25 protein-coding genes are annotated in these 24,039 nt (G+C 55.2%); 7 read left to right on the top strand and 18 right to left on the bottom strand.

Features of this window, described 5'->3' with window-relative positions:
- The first annotated feature begins 128 nt into the window (after positions 1-128).
- The gene (locus C1J03_RS17670) at positions 129-1,682 is read left to right on the top strand and encodes a trimethylamine methyltransferase family protein (RefSeq protein WP_114887786.1); all 1,554 of its coding nucleotides are present in this window, start codon (positions 129-131) and stop codon (positions 1,680-1,682) included.
- Here C1J03_RS17670 and C1J03_RS17675 read toward each other — a convergent pair.
- From C1J03_RS17675 to C1J03_RS17740, 14 genes are all read right to left on the bottom strand, one after another.
- Positions 1,676-2,248, bottom strand: coding sequence for a hypothetical protein (locus tag C1J03_RS17675; RefSeq protein WP_114887787.1), 573 nt, complete (start codon positions 2,246-2,248; stop codon positions 1,676-1,678). The two genes, C1J03_RS17670 and C1J03_RS17675, sit on opposite strands and share 7 nt — an antisense overlap.
- A complete protein-coding gene (locus tag C1J03_RS17680; protein ID WP_114887788.1) occupies positions 2,248-4,491 on the bottom strand; it encodes a xanthine dehydrogenase family protein molybdopterin-binding subunit in 2,244 nt (747 codons plus the stop codon). The genes C1J03_RS17675 and C1J03_RS17680 overlap by 1 nt, the downstream gene beginning before the upstream one ends.
- A gap of 2 nt (positions 4,492-4,493) precedes the next feature.
- On the bottom strand, positions 4,494-4,952 hold the full coding sequence (locus tag C1J03_RS17685; RefSeq protein ID WP_114887789.1) for a (2Fe-2S)-binding protein: 459 nt from the start codon (positions 4,950-4,952) through the stop codon (positions 4,494-4,496).
- 179 nt (positions 4,953-5,131) lie between these two features.
- A complete protein-coding gene (locus C1J03_RS17690) occupies positions 5,132-6,244 on the bottom strand; it encodes an S-(hydroxymethyl)glutathione dehydrogenase/class III alcohol dehydrogenase (protein ID WP_114889065.1) in 1,113 nt (370 codons plus the stop codon).
- 78 nt (positions 6,245-6,322) lie between these two features.
- Complete coding sequence (locus C1J03_RS17695) at positions 6,323-6,622, bottom strand: DUF4387 family protein (RefSeq protein ID WP_114887790.1); 300 nt, start codon at positions 6,620-6,622, stop codon at positions 6,323-6,325.
- Positions 6,619-7,971 (bottom strand): acyclic terpene utilization AtuA family protein, encoded by a 1,353-nt coding sequence (locus C1J03_RS17700; protein ID WP_254694086.1) that lies wholly within the window; start codon positions 7,969-7,971, stop codon positions 6,619-6,621. The genes C1J03_RS17695 and C1J03_RS17700 overlap by 4 nt, the downstream gene beginning before the upstream one ends.
- 199 nt (positions 7,972-8,170) lie before the next feature.
- On the bottom strand, positions 8,171-9,454 hold the full coding sequence (locus tag C1J03_RS17705) for a TRAP transporter large permease (RefSeq protein ID WP_114887792.1): 1,284 nt from the start codon (positions 9,452-9,454) through the stop codon (positions 8,171-8,173).
- Positions 9,451-9,999, bottom strand: coding sequence for a TRAP transporter small permease subunit (locus C1J03_RS17710; RefSeq protein ID WP_114887793.1), 549 nt, complete (start codon positions 9,997-9,999; stop codon positions 9,451-9,453). The genes C1J03_RS17705 and C1J03_RS17710 overlap by 4 nt, the downstream gene beginning before the upstream one ends.
- 29 nt (positions 10,000-10,028) lie before the next feature.
- Positions 10,029-11,060, bottom strand: coding sequence for a TRAP transporter substrate-binding protein (locus C1J03_RS17715; protein ID WP_114887794.1), 1,032 nt, complete (start codon positions 11,058-11,060; stop codon positions 10,029-10,031).
- A gap of 24 nt (positions 11,061-11,084) precedes the next feature.
- Positions 11,085-11,909: a putative hydro-lyase gene (locus tag C1J03_RS17720; protein ID WP_114887795.1), complete on the bottom strand. Its 825-nt coding sequence runs from the start codon at positions 11,907-11,909 to the stop codon at positions 11,085-11,087.
- A gap of 93 nt (positions 11,910-12,002) precedes the next feature.
- Positions 12,003-12,881, bottom strand: a complete 879-nt coding sequence (locus C1J03_RS17725) for a LysR family transcriptional regulator (protein ID WP_114887796.1) — start codon at positions 12,879-12,881, stop codon at positions 12,003-12,005.
- A 160-nt stretch (positions 12,882-13,041) separates the two neighbouring features.
- The gene (locus C1J03_RS17730; protein ID WP_114887797.1) at positions 13,042-13,710 is read right to left on the bottom strand and encodes a hypothetical protein; all 669 of its coding nucleotides are present in this window, start codon (positions 13,708-13,710) and stop codon (positions 13,042-13,044) included.
- A 3-nt stretch (positions 13,711-13,713) separates the two neighbouring features.
- A complete protein-coding gene (locus C1J03_RS17735; protein ID WP_114887798.1) occupies positions 13,714-15,114 on the bottom strand; it encodes a selenium-binding protein SBP56-related protein in 1,401 nt (466 codons plus the stop codon).
- A 242-nt stretch (positions 15,115-15,356) separates the two neighbouring features.
- Positions 15,357-15,503, bottom strand: a complete 147-nt coding sequence (locus C1J03_RS17740; RefSeq protein WP_162798583.1) for a hypothetical protein — start codon at positions 15,501-15,503, stop codon at positions 15,357-15,359.
- Positions 15,504-15,791: 288 nt separating this feature from the next.
- Between C1J03_RS17740 and C1J03_RS17745 the strand changes: the two genes are divergently transcribed.
- Complete coding sequence (locus C1J03_RS17745; protein WP_114887800.1) at positions 15,792-16,622, top strand: alpha/beta hydrolase family esterase; 831 nt, start codon at positions 15,792-15,794, stop codon at positions 16,620-16,622.
- Positions 16,623-16,661: 39 nt separating this feature from the next.
- Here the strand turns inward: C1J03_RS17745 and C1J03_RS17750 are convergent, their stop codons facing one another.
- From C1J03_RS17750 to C1J03_RS17760, 3 genes are read right to left on the bottom strand one after another with little or no spacing between them, the layout of a single operon-like run.
- On the bottom strand, positions 16,662-17,048 hold the full coding sequence (locus tag C1J03_RS17750; RefSeq protein WP_114887801.1) for a carboxymuconolactone decarboxylase family protein: 387 nt from the start codon (positions 17,046-17,048) through the stop codon (positions 16,662-16,664).
- Positions 17,049-17,070: 22 nt separating this feature from the next.
- On the bottom strand, positions 17,071-17,367 hold the full coding sequence (locus C1J03_RS17755; protein WP_114887802.1) for a DUF1330 domain-containing protein: 297 nt from the start codon (positions 17,365-17,367) through the stop codon (positions 17,071-17,073).
- On the bottom strand, positions 17,360-18,064 hold the full coding sequence (locus C1J03_RS17760; RefSeq protein WP_114887803.1) for a GntR family transcriptional regulator: 705 nt from the start codon (positions 18,062-18,064) through the stop codon (positions 17,360-17,362). Before C1J03_RS17760 ends, C1J03_RS17755 begins: the two co-directional genes overlap by 8 nt.
- A 104-nt stretch (positions 18,065-18,168) precedes the next feature.
- Between C1J03_RS17760 and C1J03_RS17765 the strand changes: the two genes are divergently transcribed.
- Genes C1J03_RS17765 through C1J03_RS17785 form a run of 5 tightly spaced genes read left to right on the top strand, consistent with a single transcriptional unit; the run spans position 18,169 to position 22,988 of the window.
- Entirely contained in the window at positions 18,169-18,771 is a 603-nt protein-coding gene (locus tag C1J03_RS17765; protein ID WP_114889066.1) for an amino acid synthesis family protein, read from the top strand.
- Positions 18,743-19,555, top strand: a complete 813-nt coding sequence (locus C1J03_RS17770) for an alpha/beta fold hydrolase (RefSeq protein WP_114887804.1) — start codon at positions 18,743-18,745, stop codon at positions 19,553-19,555. The genes C1J03_RS17765 and C1J03_RS17770 overlap by 29 nt, the downstream gene beginning before the upstream one ends.
- The gene (locus tag C1J03_RS17775) at positions 19,552-20,469 is read left to right on the top strand and encodes a flavin reductase family protein (protein ID WP_114887805.1); all 918 of its coding nucleotides are present in this window, start codon (positions 19,552-19,554) and stop codon (positions 20,467-20,469) included. The genes C1J03_RS17770 and C1J03_RS17775 overlap by 4 nt, the downstream gene beginning before the upstream one ends.
- Before the next feature lie 4 nt (positions 20,470-20,473).
- On the top strand, positions 20,474-21,511 hold the full coding sequence (locus tag C1J03_RS17780) for an LLM class flavin-dependent oxidoreductase (RefSeq protein WP_114887806.1): 1,038 nt from the start codon (positions 20,474-20,476) through the stop codon (positions 21,509-21,511).
- A gap of 10 nt (positions 21,512-21,521) precedes the next feature.
- Entirely contained in the window at positions 21,522-22,988 is a 1,467-nt protein-coding gene (locus C1J03_RS17785) for an aldehyde dehydrogenase (RefSeq protein WP_114887807.1), read from the top strand.
- A 93-nt stretch (positions 22,989-23,081) separates the two neighbouring features.
- Here the strand turns inward: C1J03_RS17785 and C1J03_RS17790 are convergent, their stop codons facing one another.
- Entirely contained in the window at positions 23,082-24,032 is a 951-nt protein-coding gene (locus C1J03_RS17790) for an oxidoreductase (protein ID WP_174234476.1), read from the bottom strand.
- Between the last annotated feature and the right edge of the window lie 7 nt (positions 24,033-24,039).

Genomic DNA, 24,039 nt, shown 5'->3' on the forward strand with positions numbered 1-24,039 from the left:
CTTGGCGCTAAATCACCCCTCCGGGTCAAGACCAATCACGCCAATTTTTCCACTCAATGCTTCGCCAGCGGACAAGCTGGTGAACAGAAATCATGCCAAGCTGTGATCAACCACGAACGGAGAAGCCAATGACTATCGATGCCCCAATCCGCAGCCGTTCTGGTGGCCGCGCCGCCCGCCGCGCACTTCGTTCTGCTCCAAATTTTGAGATGCTGCCGGGACTTGCGCGCAATCTGCCGACGACCGAAATCCTGACGGGCAACCAAGTCGAGCGAATAGATGCCGCTTCAATGGATATTTTGGAGAATGTCGGCGTCATCTTTCGCGATGATATCGCGTTGGCCGATTGGGCACGCGCCGGTGCCAAAGTGGTTGGCGACCGGGTATATCTAGACAGAGGTTTGGTGCGCGATCTGATTTCGACCATCCCTGCGCATTTCACCTACCACGCGCGCGATCCCAATAAAAACGTCGCGCTTGGAGGGCGGGATTCAATTTTTGTTCCTATGACCGGGGCACCCTATTTGCGCGATCTCGATGATGTACGGCGCAATCCGATGATGGATGACCTCGCGATGTTCCACAAGTTGGCGCACATGTCGCCCGCGTTGCATTCGTCGGCCCATCACATCGTTGAGCCCTACGACCACCCGATCTCTCAGCGCCATTTGCGGATTACTTATTCGTCGATGAAACATTCCGACAAGACGTTCATGGGCATGACCACCAGCCCCAAGAACGCCGAAGACGTGATCGAGATGTCCCAAATCCTGTTTGGCAAGGAATTCTGCGAAACCCACCCCGTGGTGACGGGCAATTGCAACGGCAACTCGCCGCTCGTCTGGGATGAAACAATGCTGGGCGCAATGCGCGCATTCTGCCGGGCTAATCAACCAGTGTTGTGCTCTCCATTTGTGCTGGGAGGGGCTAATACGCCCGCCTCGGTCGCTGCGTCCGTGGCACAACTGAATGCAGAGGCGCTTAGTGCGTTGGCCTATACGCAAGTGGTCCGGCGGGGGTGCCCTGCGATCTACGGCCACTACCTCAGCACTGTGTCGATGAAATCTGGCGCGCCCATGGCTGGCACGCCAGAGATTTCGCTGATGAATTTCATGATCGGTCAGATGGCGCGGTTTTATGACGTACCATGGCGCACCTCAAATACATTGGGCGGGGCCAAAACCTTTGATGCGCAGGCCGGTTACGAAAGTGCCACGACCTTATCGGCCGTTTTGCATTCGGGGGCTAATTACATCTGGCATTCGGCAGGCTGGAACGAGGCTGGAATGCATTGTTCCGTCGCCAAGTTTATCGTGGATGCAGAGCAATGTGCGATGGGGTACCGCATGGCCGAAGGGGTGAATTTTGGGGACTTCGACGAGGCGCTCTCAGCCATCCCAGATATTGGACCCGGTGGGCATTACCTCGGCCACCCCCACACACAGGAGAATTTTCAGACAGCGTTTTTTATGCCTGAGCTTTTGGACAATAATTCAATTGAGCAATGGCAAGCCGAGGGCGGTATTGAGATTACCGAGCGGGCCTTAAACCACGCACGCAAGCTCCTAAGCGAGTATCAAGAACCTACTTTGGATCAGGCCGTTAACGAAGAGCTGCTGGCCTATATCGCGCGCCGTGAGCGTGAAATCCCCGTGGCTGATGAGCTGAACCAAAGCTATTGATCTTGCGCGCAGGGCGTACCTGCGGCCCCCCAAGCCAAGACATCATCGACCATCATCGCCAATGATGTTTGCGGGGCCTCGCGCCCTGCTCCGGGATTGAAGCCCCAGCTCACAAAGGCACTGTTCCGCAGGTGCTCTGCCAACTCAGCGATCGTATTGTCGTCGTTGGTTTCCGGATTACGCAATTGCGCGCAAACTTCGGCACTAGATTTGCCCAGCCACGCCAGCTCAATCGGCGGCAACCGCCACGCATCATCAATCTGCGGGGCGGCGTGGGGTGTAGCATTACGGTTCTCAGCAGAGATATGGCACGTGCGGCAGGGGATGCTTTCCGCGCCAATCCGGCTTTGATCTGCGCGGACATTCATACCGTGCGTCCGGTTCTCACCATAGCCTAGCGCATTCCACATCGGTTGACCGCCCTCGCCAACATGGCAATTGGTGCACCGGGGATGGGACGTGACCGAAAAGATCCGGTCCCAAGCGTCTAATCCGATCTGGCGCGAGGTATCTTGGGCAAGGCCGGGACCAGCCGCCAGAACAAGTACAATCACCAGCGCACGCATCAGACAAACCTCACATGTTTGTTCAACGGCATCTCGCGGATGCGTTGGCCGGTGGCTGCAAATATTGCGTTCGCAAGCGCCGGGGCCGCAGGCGGCACAGCTGGCTCGCCAATGCCGCGAATTTCCTTGTTGTTTTCCAACCCGCGCACCATGATCTGCGGGGTTTGATAAAGGCGCATCCCTTCGTAGTCGTGGTAATTCGCCTGCTCGGGCGCACCGTCTTTGTAGGTCAGTTCACAATTCATGGCATGGCCCAACGCCCAGATCACGCCGCCGGTCACTTGTGCTTCAAAGTTGATCGGATCGATGATGCGCCCCACTTCAGCGGCGACAAAAACCTTATCGATGCGAATGCCTTCAGACGTGTTTGTAACCTCAACGACCTCGGCCACAGGCACGCCAAAGGACAGCGTCATCGCCACGCCTCGGCCTCGGCCCGGGCCCAGATCACTGCCCCAATCGGACATCTCGGCGACCGCCTCAAGCACCTTTTGCGTCGGTTCGTGCCTGCACAGGCGTAGGCGTTCTTCCATCGGATCGGCCCCGGCAGCATGGCACATCTCGTCCAAGAAACTCTCATGGAAAAACCCGTTTCCCGACGCGCCCACAGACCGCCAAGAACTGATCGGCACCATTTGCGGCGCGCGGTACCCTGTGACACGGTAATTTGGGATCGCATAGGGTTGGTCCCAAGCGCCGGCAACAATCACGATGTCGGGTCCTATTGCAGGTTGGCCCATTCGCACCAAAGACGATTCCGACGTCGATGGGCACGCTATGGATAAATCAAAGCTTTCGATTTGGCCGTTCTTGAGCGACCCACGGGCCTTTGCGATCCCTAGGGTACGGGGGAAATCATGGCTGAAATCTTCTTCGCGACTCCAGATCATTTTGACCGGCGTGTCAGGTATTTGCGCGGCAATTTCAACGGCCTGCAAAACATAATCATCTTCGAGGCGTCGGCCAAAGCTGCCACCTGACATGATCACATGAAGATGGATTTGTGCCGCATCGCGCCCTGTCAGACGTGCAACGTTGTCGATCAAAAAACCGGGGATTTGGGTGCCAGTCCAGATGTCGATGCGCGCGTCCGTGACGGTAACCACAACGCTCATCGGCTCTAGCGGCGCATGGGCAAGGTAGGGAACGCGGTATTCAGCTTGGGTCATATCTTGGGAGGCGCGCAACGCCTCATCAACATCGCCATCGTCACGAAAACGGCTGTCTTGAAGATCTTTGGTATAGGACGCCGCGACCGCATCAAACTGCGCTTGGGTATCGCCGATATAAAGTGCAGGACCCCAATCGCAATCGAGGGCATCCGCGGCTTGAAACGCACGCCATGTGTTGTCGGCAACCACGGCAACACCATCGGTGATCGGCAATACATGCAAGACACCGCGCATGCTCTGGGCCAGCGCTCCGTCAAACCCTTTGATACCGCCGCCCCGCGCCGGATTTGTGCGCGTTGTCGCATAGACCATGCCGTCAAAGCGCAGATCAACGCCGTAGGTCTGTGTGCCTGTGGATTTCGCAATAACATCGGTACGCATTTGCGGTTTGCCAATGTATTTCCAGCTTGCCGGATCGCGCAGGGTTACGTCCTCAACAGGATCAAGCGTTGCTGCGATCTGTGCTAGCGCCGTGTAGTCGATCCGCGTACCGTCGGGCGTCATCACAGCGCCGTCTTCAGTCTTGAGCGCTGCACGGTCCAGCCCGGTTTGCTGCATCGCCGCTGCCACCAATGTCTCGCGCGCGACCGCTCCCGCGAGGCGCAATTTTTCATAGGCGTCAGGTACTGTCGAGGACCCGCCGGTGATCTGCAGTCCTAGCACTTTACTCAAAGCATACGCAGCGCCGCGACCTTGTTGCGCCAGAAATGTATCGGACGTCGCGGCAATCGGCATCGCCTCAGCGGCGACAACACCGTTGAAATACGCGGCACTTGGGGTCCCGTGTTCGATGCGAACTTGGGTCAAATCAACGTCTAATTCTTCGGCGATCAGATGGGCCTGCACAGAATACGATCCCTGCCCCACGTCCGCGCGCGGCGTGATTAGGGTGATGCCGTCTGCGTTGATGAGCACATAAGGCGTCAGCGCCGCGTCCCCCTCAGCCAGGTTGTCCAGCAGCGGGTTATCGATAGGTTTGCGCACGAGGTATGTGCCGAATGCGACCCCCCCCAGCACTGCGGCAGAACCCACCAGAAAACTACGGCGTGCAATGGTTTTGATACGGCCCATGCTCAGACTCCCGCCAGCTTGGCCGCAGCCAATTTGACCGCTGAGCGAATGCGCGGGTACGTTCCACAGCGGCACAGGTTCGCGCTCATCGCGGCATCGATCTGAGCATCGGTTGGTTCAGGGTTGAGGTCCAGAAACGATGCGGCCTGCATGATCTGGCCAGACTGGCAGTAGCCACATTGCGCCACTTGTTCTTCCACCCACGCGGCCTGAACAGCATGCAACGCATCCGGGTTGCCCAAACCTTCGATGGTGGTCACATCACCAACCAGATCACCTGCAAGCAGCTGACACGATCGGACGGCAACACCATCCACATGCACCGTGCAGGCACCACATTGCGCAATTCCGCACCCGTATTTTGGACCCGTTATCCCCAGCTCGTCGCGCAACACCCACAACAGCGGCATGTCTTCTTCGACGTCTACTTCATGCTCTCGCCCATTAACCGTGAGTTTCATGCCGTTGCCCCAACAAAACTAGACTGATCCGTTTGATTTAGGGCAAGACCCCGTCTTGAGCCATCCCAAACAAAATGACGCCGCGTCAGCAGACGCGGCGTCAAATGATCATTCCGGTCGATCATAACTTCGCCCAACCCACCGACTAAGGGCGATGGGTGCGAGCCCTCTGAACAGCTTTAGAACTCAACAACAGCCCGAATAGATTTACCCTGATGCATCAGTTCAAACCCATGATTGATGTCTTCAAGTTTGAGTTTGTGGGTGATCATCGGGTCGATTTCAATCTTGCCGTCCATGTACCAATCGACGATTTTCGGCACATCTGTGCGCCCTTTGGCCCCGCCAAAAGCGGTGCCGCGCCAAATCCGGCCGGTCACAAGCTGAAACGGACGGGTCGAAATTTCGGCACCCGCAGGAGCAACTCCGATGATAATGCTCTCGCCCCAACCCTTATGCGCGGCTTCCAGTGCTGTGCGCATGACGTTCACATTGCCCGTTGCGTCAAAGGTGTAATCAGCGCCGCCCTTGGTCAATTCGACCAGATGCTCGACCATGTCACCTTCGACTTTCGAAGGGTTCACAAAATCGGTCAGGCCAAAACGGCGCGCCATGGTTTCTTTGTCATCGTTCAGGTCAACGCCAACGATCTGATCGGCCCCTGCCAGACGCAGGCCCTGAATGACATTCAGCCCAATGCCGCCCAGACCGAACACAATCGCACGGCTACCGATCTCCACTTTGGCGGTGTTGATCACAGCACCTATGCCCGTTGTTACACCGCACCCGATGTAGCAAATCTTGTCAAAGGGCGCGTCCTTGCGGACCTTCGCCAGCGCAATCTCGGGCACAACCGTATGATTGGCGAATGTCGAGCAGCCCATATAATGGTGGATGGGCGTGCCATCGAGCATCGAGAACCGGGTTGATCCATCAGGCAAAAGCCCCTGGCCTTGGGTTGCGCGCACCTTTTGGCACAGGTTCGTTTTGGGATTCAAACAGTACTCACATTCGCGACATTCCGGAGTATAAAGTGGGATCACGTGATCGCCGACTTCAAGTGACGTCACACCCTCACCAATCTCAATCACCACGCCTGCGCCTTCATGGCCGAGGATCGCAGGGAAAATACCTTCGGGGTCATCGCCCGAACGGGTAAACTCATCCGTGTGACAAAGACCGGTTGCTTTGATCTCAACGAGAACTTCGCCTTTGCGGGGTCCTTCGAGGTTAACCTCCATGATCTCTAGTGGTTTGCCTGCGGCAACAGCGACGGCAGCACGTGTCTTCATCATGGGGGATCCTCCAGTGGGTGTTTTTCATAAAAGGCACCAGCGGAGCCTGATATGTCAAGATGCGCAAACGCGCTTTTAAACGGGTAGCTCTGCCAAGAGTGCTGCCCAAGATGCGCCGTGCATATCACGATCATCAGCGGCCCCTTGAATGGTGGGCCGCGGCAGGCTGATCTTGATGACATTAAGCGATGGGATATCGAACCGCTTGAGGTCCTGAGACTTGGCACCCAGCGCGGTTGCCACGGCCGCGGTATCGAGCAGCTCAACAACGGTTTCATACGCCTCCGGCGATCCGCAGAAGATATCAATGGTCAACCAGAACGGCCCTGCGTTCTTGCTGCGTAGTTTTTGCACTAAGCTGCCCAGCGGCTTCATGTCTCAATCACCTCCAACGAGAATGCCTGCATCGGGTCCTCCAACGTCAGCACGTGGTTAAGCGCGAATTCGTAAACCTGCCCGCGCGGCATTTCGGCCGGCGAAAAGAGGAATGCAAATGTTGGCTGCTCTTCTTGGGATGTCAGCGGATGGTGCAGCAGATAGGGGTTTAAAAGCTTGCCAATTTCTTGGCTCAGCGCGTCGGTGGCGGCAGTAACAATGCCGATCACGCCAATCTCTGTTGGCGTACCGGGGCGCGGCTCTAGCGCACCAAAGCTTGCAGAATGGCCGATCAGGCGCAGCTCAATCCGGAAATCCTCAGGTGCCAATCCCAGCCGGTCGCATGCTTTAGCAGAACATTTCTCAGCAATATCTGCGGCCCATGTGCCCGCATTCTCAACATAGCGCGCATCCCGCAACAGCGCCATCAGCACGGTTTGAAAACCGGCGGGCCGCGCGCCTTCTAGCTTGACGGTATAGCGGTCGGATGGAACCCATTTTGATCCCGTCACACGGACGCTGGTATCATCCAAAGCTTCATATTGCGCAGCCGTAACATCCAGATGCCCACCCGGTTCATACAGAATGAATGGGTCCGAGTTCTCGTACAACATGTGGGCGGAAACAGTATGCGGAGTGGCATGCGCGCCATCGGCCAACGGCGTCACGGTAAAGCCTTCTGCGTCAAACTCCATCATCACCACACCCGATTGCGGGTTGGTCGCACAGAGTGCGCCACATTCGCCAATCTTGGCCCCGTGCCAAGCGGCACCTGCGTGCAGCCCCTCTATCAACGGCAAGGCCGCAATGATTGCCGTATCGGTTGTGCGCCCTGCGATAATAACATCGGCGTCGGTCGCAAGCGCTTCGGCAATCTGCTCAGCCCCGGCAAGAGCTACGATATTACTGCAGCTGCTTAGCGTCTCGCCGGTGATTTCAGGTGCACCTGCCAAGGGGGTTATTTGGCCCGCGCCATAAGCTTCGACCATGGTGGCGTTGTCTTGTTGGCTGCGCAGCACCGCGATCTTGATCGGAATGCCCTGCTCATGGGCAATCTCGCGGGTGATATCAAGCATCCAATCAACCGCGCTATCACTGCCACAAGTGCCTGACGTGCCAATGACCAAAGGACAATCAGCCTGCGCCCGCGCCGCCATCAGCCCGGCCCATTCCAGTTTTGTGGAGCTCCGCGCGTATTTTGACACGCCGCGTCCAAGGTACGAGGGGCCGGAATCCGTCGACCCACCGTCGATTGCAATGATGTCCGGCTTGGCGTCGATCCCACGTTGCAGCGCGACTTTGTCGTAGTTCAGACCAAGCGCACCAGAGGGGATAAGTACACGTACCATCAGCGCGGCCCCTGCTTCGACAATAGCGGAAATAGCGTCATAACAATCCCTCTCAATCTAAAACCAGATGCGCGCGAGGGGTACCACTTGTCAAGCCGAGGCCGTCCGCAAAGGAGCTCGATTTGATGTTGGGCAAGCCTGTGCAACCTGTTTGTGTAACAGGTCGCACGGGTTGAGATTTAGGGTTCAGGGTTTTCCGCTATTGCAACGCATTCGGCAAAAACAGCGCAATGCTTGGGAAAGCGATCAACAGGAAAGCAAAGGCCAGCATCGTCAGGCAATAGGGTAGCGCGCCCAGCATAACTTCGTTCAGGCTTCCCGATTTCCGCGCCGCTTGCACGACGTAAAGGTTCAATCCAACGGGCGGCGTAATGAGCGCCATTTCGATCAGAACAATCATCAAGATACCGAACCAGATCACATCATAGCCCTGCGCCACAACCAGCGGCACGATGATAGGGATCGTCACGACCATCAGGGACAATGTTTCAATGAAGAACCCAAGAACAATATAGAGGACGACTACAACCAGAATGGTCTTGAGCGGCGTAAGACCCAGATCGGTCATAAAGGCTGTCAGCTCGCGTCCGAGACCTGCAGAGGCTAGCGTGAAGTTGAGGAACGACGCGCCAATCACAATCAGCATGATCATCGAGGTGATCTTGACCGTGCCTGTCAGGCTTAGGGTCAGCATCGACCAAGACACGCCCCCAAAGGCAAGTGCGATAACGAATGCACCGGCCACGCCCACGGCGGCGGCCTCGGTTGGAGTGGCCCAGCCCAGATAGATTGAGCCGACGATCAAGCCAAACAGGATCAAGATCGGGATAAGATCAAGCAGCGCCCGCATCATTTGCGAGAACGGGAAAGTCCTGCGTACGCCTCCCAAATCGGGACGGATGAGGCAGATGATAACCGTGACCAGCATGAAGGAGAGCGCCAAGGCCAATCCCGGAATGAGCCCCGCCAAAAACAGCTGTGGGATCGAGGATTGCGTAAGAAAGCCGTAAACGATCAGGTTAATCGACGGCGGGATCATGATGCCAAGCGTACCGCCAGCGGCAATGGCTCCGGAAAATAGCTTGGGGTCATAGCCGAGTTTTTCAGCTTGCGGCATTGCCACTGTGGCCACTGTCGCGGCGGTGGCGACGGACGATCCAGACGTGGCAGAGAACATGGTCGCCGTTGCAACATTCGCGTGGACCAACCCACCGGGCAGCCAAGATACCCAGCGATCAAGGGCGGCATAAGTGCGGGTCGCAACACCGCTGCGTACCAATATTTCGCCCAATAGGACAAAGAACGGAACGGCGATCAACGTTGAGGAATTGGAAGAGGACCAGACCATGTTGCCCAGTCCGCGGGTCAGCGGGAAACTCGAAAAGAATGTATCGATCCCGAAACCGAGCAGAAACAGAACGATACCAACCGGGATGGACAAGGCCAGCAAGCCGAGCAGGCCAACAGAGACATAAACGATCATTGCAGGCTCTCCTGTTCGGCGAAGGCACCAGCAAAGCTCTCGATTTCATCGTGGCGGCGTTTGACCAGCAAGCTGAGGGCGGCAAGTGTCACGAGACATGACATTACGGCGAACCAGACCCACCCCGCGAACCATGGCAACTGCACCCATGCCAGCGGTGTCTCAAGCGGTGTGTTTGCGCGCGATCCATTCACCAATGACCGCTCGACCACCGGCCAAGCCTTGATCGCGATGGTGATGATAACGCCCGACATAACGATCATCGAAAACACATCAAACAAAGCGCGTTTGAAGCTGTCTGCACGGCAGCGCAGCAGGTCGATCCGCACATGGCCCAATTCGACCAGCGTGAAGGACATGCCCCAAGAAGTCGCGAGCGCCATCGTGTAGCCCGCGATCTCTTCTGTGCCACCAAGGGACGTACCGATTTGGCGCATGATGATATCTGTCAGCACAAACGCAGCACACAGCAGCAGGCCAAAGCCTACGACAAGGGCGACCCCCCTATTGAGCCTGCGCAGCCCGTCTATCATCGTGAGTTCCATTATCGGTACGTCCCCTATTCGGTGCTTACTTAGTTGATTTGGACGCCAACAACGGTCCCAACGCTTTCATTCCAACGCGCGGCCCATTCGGCACCCGCACGCTCTGCCCACTCTGGCAGCACTTCGCTGGTCAGAATATCGCGGGCCCGCGTGAAGTCTGCATCGCTCACCTCAACTAGCGTCATGGAGCGTGCATCACCCGATGGGCATTCACCGTTTCCGGTCAGGCAGGCGATGTCATTGGTCAACGCGTCTTGGGCGCTGTCCCATGCAAGGTCTTCAAAGCCGCTGGCAACCTGGGCTGTGATCAAACCCTGCGTATCGGCGTCAAGACTGTTCCATTTGTCCATGTTGATTGCGGTCACAACCGGGTCCCAGCCGCCCAACGGGATTGGCAACAGATGGGTAGAGACTTCCCACCAGCCGGCGCTATAGCCCGAACCCGCACCGGTGACGGCGCAATCGACCACACCGTTTTGCAGAGCACCAGGAACTTCGGCAAAGGACACGTTAACGCCCTCAGCACCCAAAGCTTCCAGCAGCTTGGCGGTCATACGACCTGACGCGCGGACTTTGAGGCCTTCGAGGTCAGCAAGGTTGGTGATCTCGTGATTACAGAACACGACCTGAGGTGGATATGGCGCGATGGCCAGAACGTGGGAGTTAAAGCGATCGCGGTAAATATCGGCAACCATTGGGCGCGCGGCATCGACCATGGCGCGGGCTTCATCCGCAGACAGCGCCAGAAGCGGTACATCAAGGCCTTCAAGTTCTGGTGCGTCGGCCACCGCATAATCCGCCACAGTCATCGCCACATCATAAACACCCTGACCCAGCAGCGGGTAGATATCGCCAAGCCCAAGGCTCATCTGGTTGTGCGTTGTGAGTTCAACATTGATGGAGCCGCCAGACGCGTCGGGCAGTGTTTTTGTCCAAAAAGGCGCCTCATATTGGTTGTGCAATGGCAGGCTGGACCAGCTGCCTACGACGGACAGGTCTTCAGCAAAAGCAGGCGCGCTTAGCATGGTACCCGCGAGGAGGATGGATAGGGTTCTGTTCATTGTAGCTCTCCTAGTTGTTTTATTTTAAAGTGTTGTCAGGATTGTTGTTTCGGCGTCTTCGGCGACGTCAGCGATCAGCATGTGACCCGGCGAGTGGGTTATGCAGATCGGCAAACCGGCCTGCAGCAAGACATTTTGCGGGGTAACACCACACGCCCAATAGACCGGAACTTCACCAGCCTTGATCTCAACCGCGTCGCCCCAATCAGGCATCGATAGATCAGCGATACCAATTTCCGATGGGTCACCCACAGCAATCGGCGCGCCATGTGCATGCGGAAACCGACTAGAGATTTCCTTGGCCTGTGCGACCTGTGCCTCGGGGATCGGGCGCATGGTTACGACCATCTGACCACTGAATTTGCCCGCCGGCACCAGATCAATGTTTGAACGGTACATCGGCACATTACGGCTGGTTTCGATATGTCTTACCGGAATGCCATTGCGCAACAGCGCGTTCTCAAAGGTGAAGGAACACCCCAACGCGACCGTGACCAGACTGTCCGACCAGATGTCAGAAATGTCAGTCACTTCATCACTCAGAGTGCCGTTGCGAAACACCCGATACTTGGACACATCAGTCCGAATATCGATGTCATGCCCCAACGTAGGCAGCATTGGATCGCCACTGTCGCTGACACCAACAATTGGGCAAGGCTTGGGGTTACGTTGGCAAAAACGCAGAAAATCCAACGCAAATTCTTCGGGAATAATGGCGATGTTACACTGCAACTTGCCTGCCGCGAGCCCCGCAGTGTGCCCGTCATATGCGTTGTCTCGAATAGCCATGCGCACATCGACAGCCGACGACGTGACCAAGTCACTGTAAGAAACAGTTGTATCGCTCATAGCAAAGCCCCCCATGGCCTAGCAAAAGCATCACATGCAGTCAGATTTCACGCAAATTGTCATTTTATATCATTAGTGATAGATATTTTGAATTCACTTTGGGTGGATCTTATCCCAAGTTTGGGCAACATCCTGGGCGATTTCCGCGCTGGCCTCGACCAAGAAGCTGCGCGGTTCTGACAGGTAAGACGCGGTAAAGGCTAATGGCTGTGGGCGAAAACCGGGATCGAATTCAACAATTTGACCAGATGCCAAAAAGTCATTTGCCAAAGCGCGCGGGTACGGCCCCACCGCAACCCCCGCCCCAATCATTTTGAGGCTTGCCGATAGGGAAGCGGAGGCAAACACCCGCACCTTTGGCCCGATCCTGCGCGACAGCTCTGACATGAGTTCACGGTAGGGCCGCGTCTTGGACGAATATGAAATCACTGGAATAATGCTCAGATCAGTCTGGCTGTTGGTTGCGGATCGATACCAGTGCAGATCAAAGGGTGGCAGCGCGACATTCTCGACCGAGAACTCGGACACCGGTCCCATCAACAGCGCCAAATCAAGCCGCCGTTCCAGCAGGGCCGCGCGTAGGTTCAGGGAAATATCGACGGTCAGGTCGACATTCACCCGCGGGTACCGCTCGCTGAAAGCCTTGAGAAATTCAGGCAACCAAGCCTGCGCAATTGTCTCTGATGCGCCGATGCGAAAAAGACCCTCGGCCTCAGACGGATTGGCAACGCGTTGCTTAATCTCTTCTTCAACGAACAACATCTGCTCGGCATAAGACAGTAAAAGCGTACCGTGTTTGGTCAGGACCAACTCTCCGGGTCCGCGCTCAAAAAGCGGGACGCGCAGCTCATTTTCAAGGTTGGCGATGCGCGTGGACACCGCAGGTTGCGACAGATGCAGCCGTTCGGCCGCTTTGCGAAAGCCGCCCAGCCGCGCCACCCAAAGAAAGGTCCGGATTTGATCGAAGGTCATAAGCCATTAATAGAGTGGATCGCTTTATAAGCAAATCCATAAAGAAGATTAATGCGTCGGTGCTTGGCCGCCTGCTCCACCAGAAACAAGATCATTGAGCAGATGTTCAAACGAATCGATCAAACCTAAGCGGGTGCATACGGTCCCTGCCCGATCCCGATCAATGGCCCCAATAGGCGGAATAGATGCCAAAAACGCCTACGATAATCAGGCTGATCGCCCAGACCATATCAAGGTTAAACCATGTCCGCGAAAGAAACTTGAGGCCAAGCCAGCGGTAGATCACCGTTGCAATGACTCCACCTGCGATGGTCATAGACAGCGTGTGAACAGCGGCTACGGTAAAGGCGATGCTTATGTTGTTTGCCATCAGTGTTTGCGCAGCCAAATGGCCGGTCTGATCGGGTTCAATAGCGCAAATACCTAAGTAAATCGGAACCAGCATTAGCCCTGCCCCATGCGCCATCGCAGCAAGGAAAGACCACAATGCGAGGCGCGCAGGATGGACCCGCGCCAGAAACCTTGGGTGCCTTCGATTGATCAGCAGATAGATCCCCATCGCGATCACCAACAGACCGGCAGCAATGCGGATTTGAACTTCCCATTCGACAAGGAAGAACATCAGTGAAAAGGGCAGCAGGATACCAATCATCGCCAAGAAATGACCGGCGGCTAACATGGCAAGGGATTTGGGTAGTGCCGCGGGTCGGCGTTCCATCAGGGCTGCGGACACAGCCAGCGGCCATCCCATACCGGGATTGATGCCGTGATAGAGACCAGAGAAAATGACGGCCCACCAAAGGGCCGTCAAAGAGGCAATGTCAGACAATCCTTAGACTGACGGGTAGCAGAAGCTATCGGTGGAGCAATCGCCCCCCTCTAGCCGGATTTGATGCGAACGCAGGCCCTTCGGGAAGTCGACATAGAAGTCTTTGTTCAACGTCAGACCGCCATTTTCGCCAACATCGGCCATGACCATCTGCCCACCTTCATCATCTGGGTAGAACTGATCGTCCCACGTGGAATAGAGCGAATTCGTCCAATAGACGCGTTTGCCATCCCGGCTGATTTCAACCATCTGCGGGCCGTAAGCAAAACCCTTGCCGTTGGGGTGCTTGTGGCCTTTGGCAATACCGCCAAGTTCGACCTTGCCGGCCAAAACCGGGTTCATCGGATCTGATACATCGTATTGATGCATCTCGCCCAGACCCCAGCACGCGACATAAAGGTATTTGTCATCAAGGCTCAGGTCGATGTCCGTCACGAGCGGTGGCACCGCGCCAAATCCCTGCAAGAGAGGCGGCAGGTTTGCGGGATCTTCGGGACGTGGATCAATGGTGATCGTTTTCTTGGACTGCCAAACCCCATCGTCATCGCGCCACCACGTAAAGATCGCACCCTGGAGGTTGGTTGTGTCCACCACAACACCACAAAAACCGTAAGACTTGGTGGGATCATGGGCGGGCCGAATTTCCAGCGCCATTTGGTAGTTCTCACCAAAGTCCATGGTCTGGATGTTCTTGCGCGCCCGCAAATCCCAGAAGTGAATTGAGTGGCCGTATTTATTGGACAGCAAATCCTCAGGCACGATGCCATTTTCGAACTGAGGCGGCAGCCCCCATTCGGAGCTGACCATGTAATCTTGCGGAAGGTTCCACCAGAAATCGTAATGCTTGTCCTGCTTGCCTCGGTCCATCTCGTATTGGCCGATGATCTCAAAGGTTTCGCAATCCATGATAAAGATACCAGGAGGGCCGTCTGTGCCATCTTTGCCGCCGCCGCCAAGGCAGGAGACATAAATGCCTTCAGGACCACAGTGGATCGTATGCGGACGCGAATAGCCGGTCTTGGCAAACAGCTCTTCGGGTTCAATTGTCTTATGAATGTGCGCCTTGAGCGGCTCTTTTACGTCGATAACGTAAATCCGCGAAGAACGGATACCCGGAACGATTAGATAGCGGCGCTCCAGAAATGCGTGTCCCGACAATGGGGACAATGAGGATGAACAGGCATTCCAGCCAAAGTGGTGAAATTCGTCCCCCTTATTGGGAACGATCACCTGATGGACGATCTCGCCGTACGTATCCGAGGACGGATCGAGATCGATAACGGCAATACCGTCCGACTGCGAGCCATCTGGGCTTAGCATTACTGTGAAAGCATAGTTTTCAACTGCTGCCTCCATCGCAAGTTTGGGTGATGCGTGAAATGTGGGGTCTGGTCTCAAGTTCATGTTTTTCCTCCCGATGAAAAATTTACCCGCGTTTTTGGGCCGACTATTATTGTGCCCAGCTGGGCCAAAACCAAAAAGGCGCAAATTGGCGCCTCAAACTTTGCAAACTTTGGTACCTGCGCTGATCATCTCAAATGTGTTGATCAACCTAAGTGCATTTTCCTTTGTCTGATGAAATCTAGCCACCGCTTTCGCGGCGCTGCGATCCACTATCGTTAGAAAATCAAATCTGGCAATCCCTTCTAAAGATAGGTTTGGAATATCAGGCCCATGATCTGTGGGTTATTCAGCGCTGTGAATGAGGCCAACAGCCTTGGATCGGACGGGCGTTTGAACTGTTCAAACTGCCCCGATTTTGTCGGGAATAGTCGATAATGTTGGTCAGTCATCTGCCACACGATGAACCCAACGCATACCGCCGAACAGGGAAAATCCTGCATCCAAGGTAGACAAAATTTACCGCTGCGGTGCTTTCCTAAAATCCTGCCTTCACGCGTATTGATTGCAAAAAACTCCCGATCGGTGACTGAGTCGGGTTACGGGAAGTTCATTTGACCTCGAAGCTACGTCACTTATCCATGCGTGACACGGTCATCCCGAAACGTCCTTTTGGAAACTTAGAGGCATGCTGGATAACGCCTTTGGGACGCGGCGCGCACATGGAAAAGAGCACCACTATGAAGGCCAAAATCATCGGGATCATATTGACAATGCTACACGCCACCGAGGCAGGTGCCCAAGATTGTGGTGCCGCCGACGCACCCTGCCAGATTGAGAGAGGCACGTATCATGTTCTGTTGCCAGACACCGATGCACCAAGGGGCGCGGTTGTGTTCTTGCATGGCGGCGGCGGGCGTGGAGCGGGCATCCTGCGCACGAATATCGCACGCCAATCGCTTGAGCGCGGCTTTGTATTTGTCGCCCCGAACGGAGAGCATCCCGGCGCGCGATTCCCCAAGAACTGGGCAGTGCGCGCGAAAAACTTCGGGCACGAAAAGGACGATATCGCTTTTCTAAACGATGTCATGGATGATGTTTCCGCGCGCTACAATGTCGACCGGGGCCGCATGTTGCTGTCGGGCTTCTCGCGGGGGGGATCAATGGTTTGGGATGTGGCTTGTTTTGCCCATGAAAGTGCACGCGCCTACGCGCCGTCTGCCGGCGCTTTTTGGGATGATCTGCCCGAGACATGCGAAGGGCCAGTCGATTTGTTTCACACTCATGGCTGGAACGACAGAACTGTCCCCTTGGAGGGACGGCCTTTGTTTGAAAACAAAATCGCACAAGGCGACGTTTGGGAAAGCCTGCGCATCTTAAGGGCCACCAACGGGTGCACCACACGTCAACCAAGTCGATCCGTCGTGGAGGGTGATAGGTGGTGGAAACATTGGGAAAACTGCGATGCGGGGCGAATTGATCTTATGCTGCATCCGGGCGGCCATGGTAGCCCAAAAAACTGGGCACCTACGGTTCTAGATTGGTTCGATGCCCGCCTTCAAGAGGGCTGAAAGAGCGGGGCATTGGGCTAAGTGGAGCAAGAGCAGTTGCTATTTCGGCTGTTCCTCAAAGACCTTTCTTGCGGCACGAAAACACTCTAGCCCCTGCGGAACACCACAGTAGATCGCGATCACATGAATGATGGCGCGGATTTCTTCTTTTGAGACGCCGTTGTTGATTGCGCCGCGACAGTGCAATTCCCACTCGGACATCTTTCCCAAGGCACCGATCATCGACAAATTCATCATCGACCGCGTCTTGGGATCAATCACGTCATCGCCCCAACCAAAACCCCAACACCACGCGGTCATTGCCTCTTGGAATGGCCGGGTGAAATCGTCCGCAGCAGCGAGGTTCTTTTCAACATATTCCGCCCCTAGCGTGGCTTTGCGTTGCTCTAGTCCTTTTAGGAATAGATCCTCGTCGAAAGTATCCATCATTTTTCCTTTTCGGTGCGGCCTATGCAGGCGGCATGCCCTCAACAATCACGATATTTGCAGTGCAAGCACCCGCGCGTTTATGTCGGGCCTCTTGATATTCGGCGGAGTTATAGCAAGCCAACGCCTGTGCTTTGCTCTCAAACTCGATCACGACATGCCGCTGCCATGTCTCACCCTCTAGCGTTTCCGCCTCCCCACCACGCACCAGAAATCGTGCGCCGTATTTGGCGAATGCCGCCGGGGCATGTTGCTGGTAGCCTGCGTAGACATCTGGGTTTGTTACGTCCACAAACGCGATCCAATATCCTTTAGCCATCTGCTGCTCCGGTCTTTGCTTCTTTGGACAATACACGCCACGCGGTCTGCGCTGCATCATCAATATGCGCATTTACGGCGATGCGGGCGGCCTTTGCGTTTTGGCTCAGGATCGCATCATGAATTGCCGTCATATGCTCGATGCCCGGCCTCTTGCGATCCTTGGAAGACAGGGTCAATGCGCGAAGCCTGCTGATCCGGCCATTCAACCGCTGCACAATTTCCCACGCGACACTGTGGCCCGCTTCTTCGAAAATAATCTCGTAGAACCGCGTGCTGGCCTGCAACAACTCTGTCCAAGTGGTGTCGTTCATGGTGGCTTCAAGCGCGCGCAACGCAGCACGCAACCGAACGACAAATTCTGCAGTTTGGTTCGCAGCACAAGCGACCGCGGCGGAGGCCTCAAGCTGCCTGCGTATGTCATAAATCTGTTTGGCTTGATCCCAGTCAAATGTCGCAACGATAGGGCCGCGGTTTGGGATGATCTCGACCAAGCCTTCCGCTTCAAGAAAGCGAATTGTCTCACGGATCACGGTGCGGCTGACACCGAGTTGTTCACACAACGGGCGCTCCACCAGCCGTTCACCGGGGGCAAAATGGCCTTCGAAAATTGCAGTTTTCATCCGCTCTTGCACAATATCGCGCAATGTCCGCGGAGTTTTGTCGATTTTGGTCAGGGCAATTTTTTCTGAAGTCATAAGAATTTATCTAACAGCAAGCCCTTGGAGCAACAAGAATGATTGACATATGGTCTGATGGTATACCATATGTCAATCCAGATCATCCACCAAAGGAAATTCCCGTGCCTGCTGAAATCAGAAAAACCCTTCTTCACGTTGAAAACACCCTGATCGAAGGCGGCAAGGCTGCGCCAACACCCCTCAAGATGATCGCTGCGATGGCAGTGATCCGGAACCCATGGGCGGGGCAAGGTTTTGTCGAAGATTTGGCACCAGGCATCCGAGATTGCGCATCTGAGCTGGGCGCATTGCTGACGGAGATGGTGTTGGATGCAGCAGGGGGCGGTGACATGGTCGAAGGGTATGGCAAGTCCGCCATTGTGGGCCTCAATGGCGAAGTAGAACACGCCTCCGCCCTTATCCACACGCTTCATTTTGGCAATCATTACCGCAATGCTGTAGGTGCTAAATCCTATTTGTCTTTTTGCAATACGCGCGGTCCGGCCAACGCGCCGTTGATGATCCCGCTTATGGATAAAAACGACGGCGGCAGACGGTCGCACTATCTCACAATCCAAACATCTGTTGCAGACGCGCCTGCCGCAGACGAAATTTTGATTGCTTTGGGTGCGTCAATTGGAGGCCGTCCTCATCATAGAATTGGTGATCGCTATCAGGACCTAAAGGAGTTGGGCCATGATGCTGAAAACCCTGCAGCTGTCTAAGTCTGGTCTAAAGGTCTGCTACCGCGATCAAGGTGTTGGTGAACCACTGGTGTTGATCCACGGCGTCGGATTGCAATCCGCAGCTTGGGGCCCACAGACAGCGGCGCTTCAGGACGTTTGCCGCGTGATTGCGCTTGATATGCCGGGACATGGCGGCAGCGACCCTCTGCCAACAGGCAGTCAGTTACCCGATTTCGTTGCTTGGTGCCATGCAGCGGTTTTGGAGCTTGGGCTGGGGCCCGTCAATCTGGCTGGGCATTCGATGGGTGCTTTGATCGCAGCTGGATTTACAGCTCGGCATCCCGATCTGACACGCCGTGTTGCTTTGCTGAATGGGGTTTATCGTCGCGATGATATTTCACGCCACGCTGTTGAAGCACGTGCCGCAGAGATTGAACGTGGAAATGTCGATCTAGAAACACCTTTGACGCGGTGGTTTGGGGAAACCGCAATAGAACTTGATGCCAAAGCGCAAGTAGCAACATGGTTGGGTGCCGTTGATCTAACTGGGTATGCGACGGCCTACACGGCCTTTGCGCATGGGGATGCGACCTATGCCGACCAGTTGCCGAACATCGCCTGTCCGTTTCTGAGCATCACTGGCGACGGCGATCCGAATTCCACACCAGACATGTCGATTGCAATGGCAAAACTTGTGCAAAACGGGACAGCAATTACCATCAAAGGTCATCGCCATATGGTCAATCTTACGGCGGCCTCCGAGGTCAATGCGCATCTTCTCACGTGGCTTAAAGTGCCAACCACTCAAAAGGAATTGCAATGACCCCTCTTGATCCGCGCGCGCTGCGCACTGCTTTTGGCACGTTCATGACTGGCGTCACCGTCGTTACAGCGCATGACCAAAATGGAGAACCGATGGGCTTCACGGCCAACTCCTTTACATCGGTGTCGCTGGATCCACCCATGGTGCTGGTTTGTCTCGCCAATTCTTCTCGGAACTACGATGCTTTGGTGCAGGCGAAAGGCTTTGCGGTGAACATTTTGGCCGAAAGCCAGATTGAGATTTCCAACACCTTTGCGCGCCCCGTAGAAGACCGCTTTTCAACCGTCGAATGGCACAACGGCCCCCAAGGATCGCCAATACTTGCAGGCGCTTCGGGCTGGTTTGATTGCAGCATGCACAAGACAGTCGAAGCTGGGGATCATGTCATCTTGATCGGGCAAGTTGAGGCGTTTGACAGCACCACCACGCCTGGCTTGGGCTATGCGCGCGGCGCTTACGTGACCCCCTCCTCCGCTGCTGATGCTCTATCCCAAAGCACCAACCTCATTGTCTCTGCACTGATCGAGCGAGATGGGCACGTCTTGTTGGTGGACGACGGCAATGGCGGATTGGCCTTGCCGGAATGTTTGGTCAAGGACGAAGGGGCATCTGCGGCAGTCAAAAACCTCATCGCATCGACAGGGCTGCATGCTCAACCCGGCTTTGTGTATTCGGTTTTCGAAGATGTGAACCGCAAACGGCAGCATATTTCCTTCATGTGCCAGTCAGCAGAGGGTGCACCAACCAAAGGTGTCTTTGTGCCTCTTACCGGGTCTGGGCTTGATGATGTGACCGATCCGTCCATTCTAACGATGCTGGAACGGTTCGCCGCTGAGTCTGCACTTGGAAATTACGGCATCTATTACGGCGATCAAAAAAGCGGCGAAGTCCGCCCAATTACTTTAGGGAGTTGATGACATGCGGTTTTCGCTTTTTGTTCATATGGAACGTACATCACCGGAGCAGGACCAAAGACAGCTCTATGACGACTTCATCGCATTGGCCAAAATAGCTGATGAGGGCGGCATGCATGCCGTTTGGACCGGCGAACATCATGGCATGGATTTTACCATCGCGCCGAACCCATTTCTCAACCTGATTGACCTCGCGCGTCACACCAAAAATGTGCGTCTGGGAACAGGTACAATTATCGCACCATTTTGGCACCCAATCCGTTTGGCTGGTGAAGCAGCGATGACGGATATGATTGTCGATGGACGTCTGGAACTTGGCATTGCCCGAGGTGCCTATAGCTATGAATATGAACGGATGGTGCCGGGTATGGATGCGTGGGATGCGGGCATGCGGATGCGCGAATTGATCCCTGCCGTGCAAGGTCTGTGGAAAGGTGATTATGCCCAAGAAGGTACCTATCATTCCTTCCCTGCATCAACTGCGTCGCCAAAGCCTGTACAAAAAGATGGTCCGCCAATCTGGGTTGCCGCACGTGATCCGAATAGTCATGAATTTGCGATCTCAAATGGGTGCCATGTTCAGGTGACGCCGCTTTGGCAAGGAGACGGTGAAATCACGAATCTGATGGATACATTCACTGCGGCTCTTGCGAAGTTTCCGGATGTCCCACGCCCGGAAATCATGTTGCTTAACCACACATACATCGCAGCGGATGCAGAGGATGCTCAGCTGGCCGCCGAAGAGATCAACCGCTTTTACTGCTACTTTGGCGCATGGTTCAAAAATGAACGACCTGTATCGCAAGGTTTGATCGAGCGGCTCACAGATGAAGAGATCGCAAATCACCCCTTCTATTCTGCGCAAGCTATGTTGCGCGATAACGTCATCGCCACCGCCGGCGACGCCATTTCGCGGCTCAAAACTTACGAAGACATGGGGTATGATGAATACTCATTCTGGATTGACAGCGGCATGAGTTTTGACCGCAAAAAGGCGTCGCTTGAGCGGTTTATCAAAGACGTCATGCCGGCGTTTGCCTAAAGGACATATGATGCAGCATTTTCAGCAATATATTGGCGGCGCATTCTCAGATGGATCCGCGCAATTCGAAAGCCGCAACCCTGCGACGGGAAACGTCTGGGCGATGATGCCAGAAGCGCGTGCGCAAGATGTGGACGCTGCGGTAGATGCGGCTCACGCGGCTTTTGCCTCCCCATATTGGGCGGGTATGACGGCCTCGGCGCGCGGAAAGCTTCTGTACCGGCTTGCAGATCTGATCACACAGAATGCGCAATCACTAGCGGCTTTAGAAACGCGTGACACCGGCAAGATCATCCGCGAAACCTCAGCGCAGATTGCTTACGTCGCAGAATATTACCGCTACTACGCCGGTCTGGCCGATAAAATCGAAGGCACGCATCTGCCCATCGACAAGCCCGACATGGAGGTTTGGTTGCGTCGAGAACCCATCGGCGTTGTTGCGGCCATCGTTCCGTGGAATTCGCAGCTGTTTCTGTCTGCCGTCAAAATCGGGCCTGCCCTAGCTGCCGGGTGTACCGTGGTTCTGAAAGCATCCGAAGAAGCACCTGCCCCGATGTTGGAATTTGCGCGCGTCTTTGACCAGGCCGGTTTTCCGCCTGGTGTGCTAAACATTATTACCGGGTTTGGGGCCGATTGTGGGGCCGTTCTGACATGCCATCCAAAGGTAGATCATATTGCATTCACTGGCGGCCCGGAAACCGCACGCCATATCGTGCGAAATTCGGCTGAAAACCTTGCATCAACGTCTCTGGAACTTGGCGGAAAATCTCCGTTCATCGTGTTTGAGGACGCCGACATCGAAAGTGCGGTCAACGCGCAAATCTCTGGAATTTTTGCGGCCACCGGACAAAGCTGTGTGGCGGGATCTCGGTTGATCATCTCCAACAAAATCAAAGATGCGTTTCTGGCGCGGCTTAAGGAAAAGGCTGAGGCTGTGGTCATCGGTGCCCCTGATGATATGGCAACCGAGGTCGGGCCGCTTTGCACCCTTGGCCAATGCGAGACGGCGGTTGATTTGGTGGCGCGTTCCAAAGCGGCAGGGGCGATTGTCATCACAGGTGGCGAGCGATTGGACCGCGACGGGATATATTTCCCGCCAACGATTATTGATTGTTCAAACGCGCCTGATGCGCCGTGTCTTACAAGCGAATTCTTCGGTCCTGTGTTGTCAGTTTTGAGTTTCGATACAGAAGAAGAAGCGCTGTACATCGCCAATGATACGGCGTTCGGTCTGGCTTCTGGCGTCTTTACCAAAGACCTCACCCGCGCCCACCGCATGATCCGCAACATTCGAGCAGGCATTGTCTGGGTGAATACATACCGGGCGGTTAGCCCCATTGCCCCATTTGGAGGCCACGGCCTGAGCGGTCACGGACGCGAAGGCGGATTGCAAGCCGCACTGGACTACACAAAAACTAAGGCTGTCTGGCTAAGAACCAGCGACGAACCGATCCCCGACCCATTTGTCATGCGGTGAGCTAGCAGGCACTATGTATTTGCTGGGCGACGTCCATTTAGCTGGAATCAGTGAACTTCGCCGGGCACCAATCCTAGTCGGCTTCGTCGCCAGTTACTCAGCCCATTGATAGCCAACAAGTCTTTCACTTTCGATCCAAAGTCTCTTGGCAGCTTCTTGGTTCAAAATATATGCTGCGACTTTTGCGTCTCCCACAGCGCCACGGGTTTCCGCCATCTTTTGCGGACCATAGTAGCCACCACGCTTCGCTTCGGTACCAGCCGCTGCAAGAACTGTCGGCAATGCGCCTTCGGGACCTGATTGCGCGAAAATGGGGTTGGTTATCTTATATAGAAAGTTGAAAAACCCTGTCGGACCCGTGCTTTGTAAATTCGTGTTTGTGTAGCCAGGGTGGCAACCAATGCTCACGGCCTTCTTCCCCGACGCTTGCAGCCTGCGGTCTAGCTCAAGCGCAAACATCAAGTTCGCCCCTTTACTCTGAGTATACGCACTTATGGGCGAATATGACTTCTCGCCCATAAGGTCGTCAAAGCGGATCTCGCCAGAAAGATGCGCAATGCTGGACAGCGTAACAACCCGACCTGCGGCTGCCTCAACCAAATCTATGAGCAGACCTGACAGTAGAAAATGGCCCAAGTGATTTGTACCAAGCTGCATTTCAAAACCATCTGCGGTTTGCTGTTTTGGCGTTTGCATCACACCAGCATTGTTGATGAGGGCGTCGATCTTATTGTACTTTGCCCGAAGTTCATCTGCTGCCGCTCGTACCGAAGAGAGGTCGCTCAGATTGAGTTGAACGACATCTACCTTTCCCCTAATTTGCCCCTGTAGCTCTTTCGCCGCGTCGTCTGCCTTGGCGACGGATCGGCAAGCCAAAACAACGTCTGCCCCTGCCCTGCCCAGATGCTTCGCGGCTTCAAAACCGATACCCGAGTTTCCACCCGTGATTACGTACAGTTTGCCCGCCAAGTCTGGCAAACGATCTGCGGTCCAGCCTGAAAAGCCACTATCCATCAAGATCTTGTTGGGTTCTTTGCTAGCCATGTTGATG

The organism is Sulfitobacter sp. SK012 (assembly GCF_003352085.1).
In the GTDB taxonomy this organism is placed as follows: Bacteria; Pseudomonadota; Alphaproteobacteria; order Rhodobacterales; family Rhodobacteraceae; genus Sulfitobacter.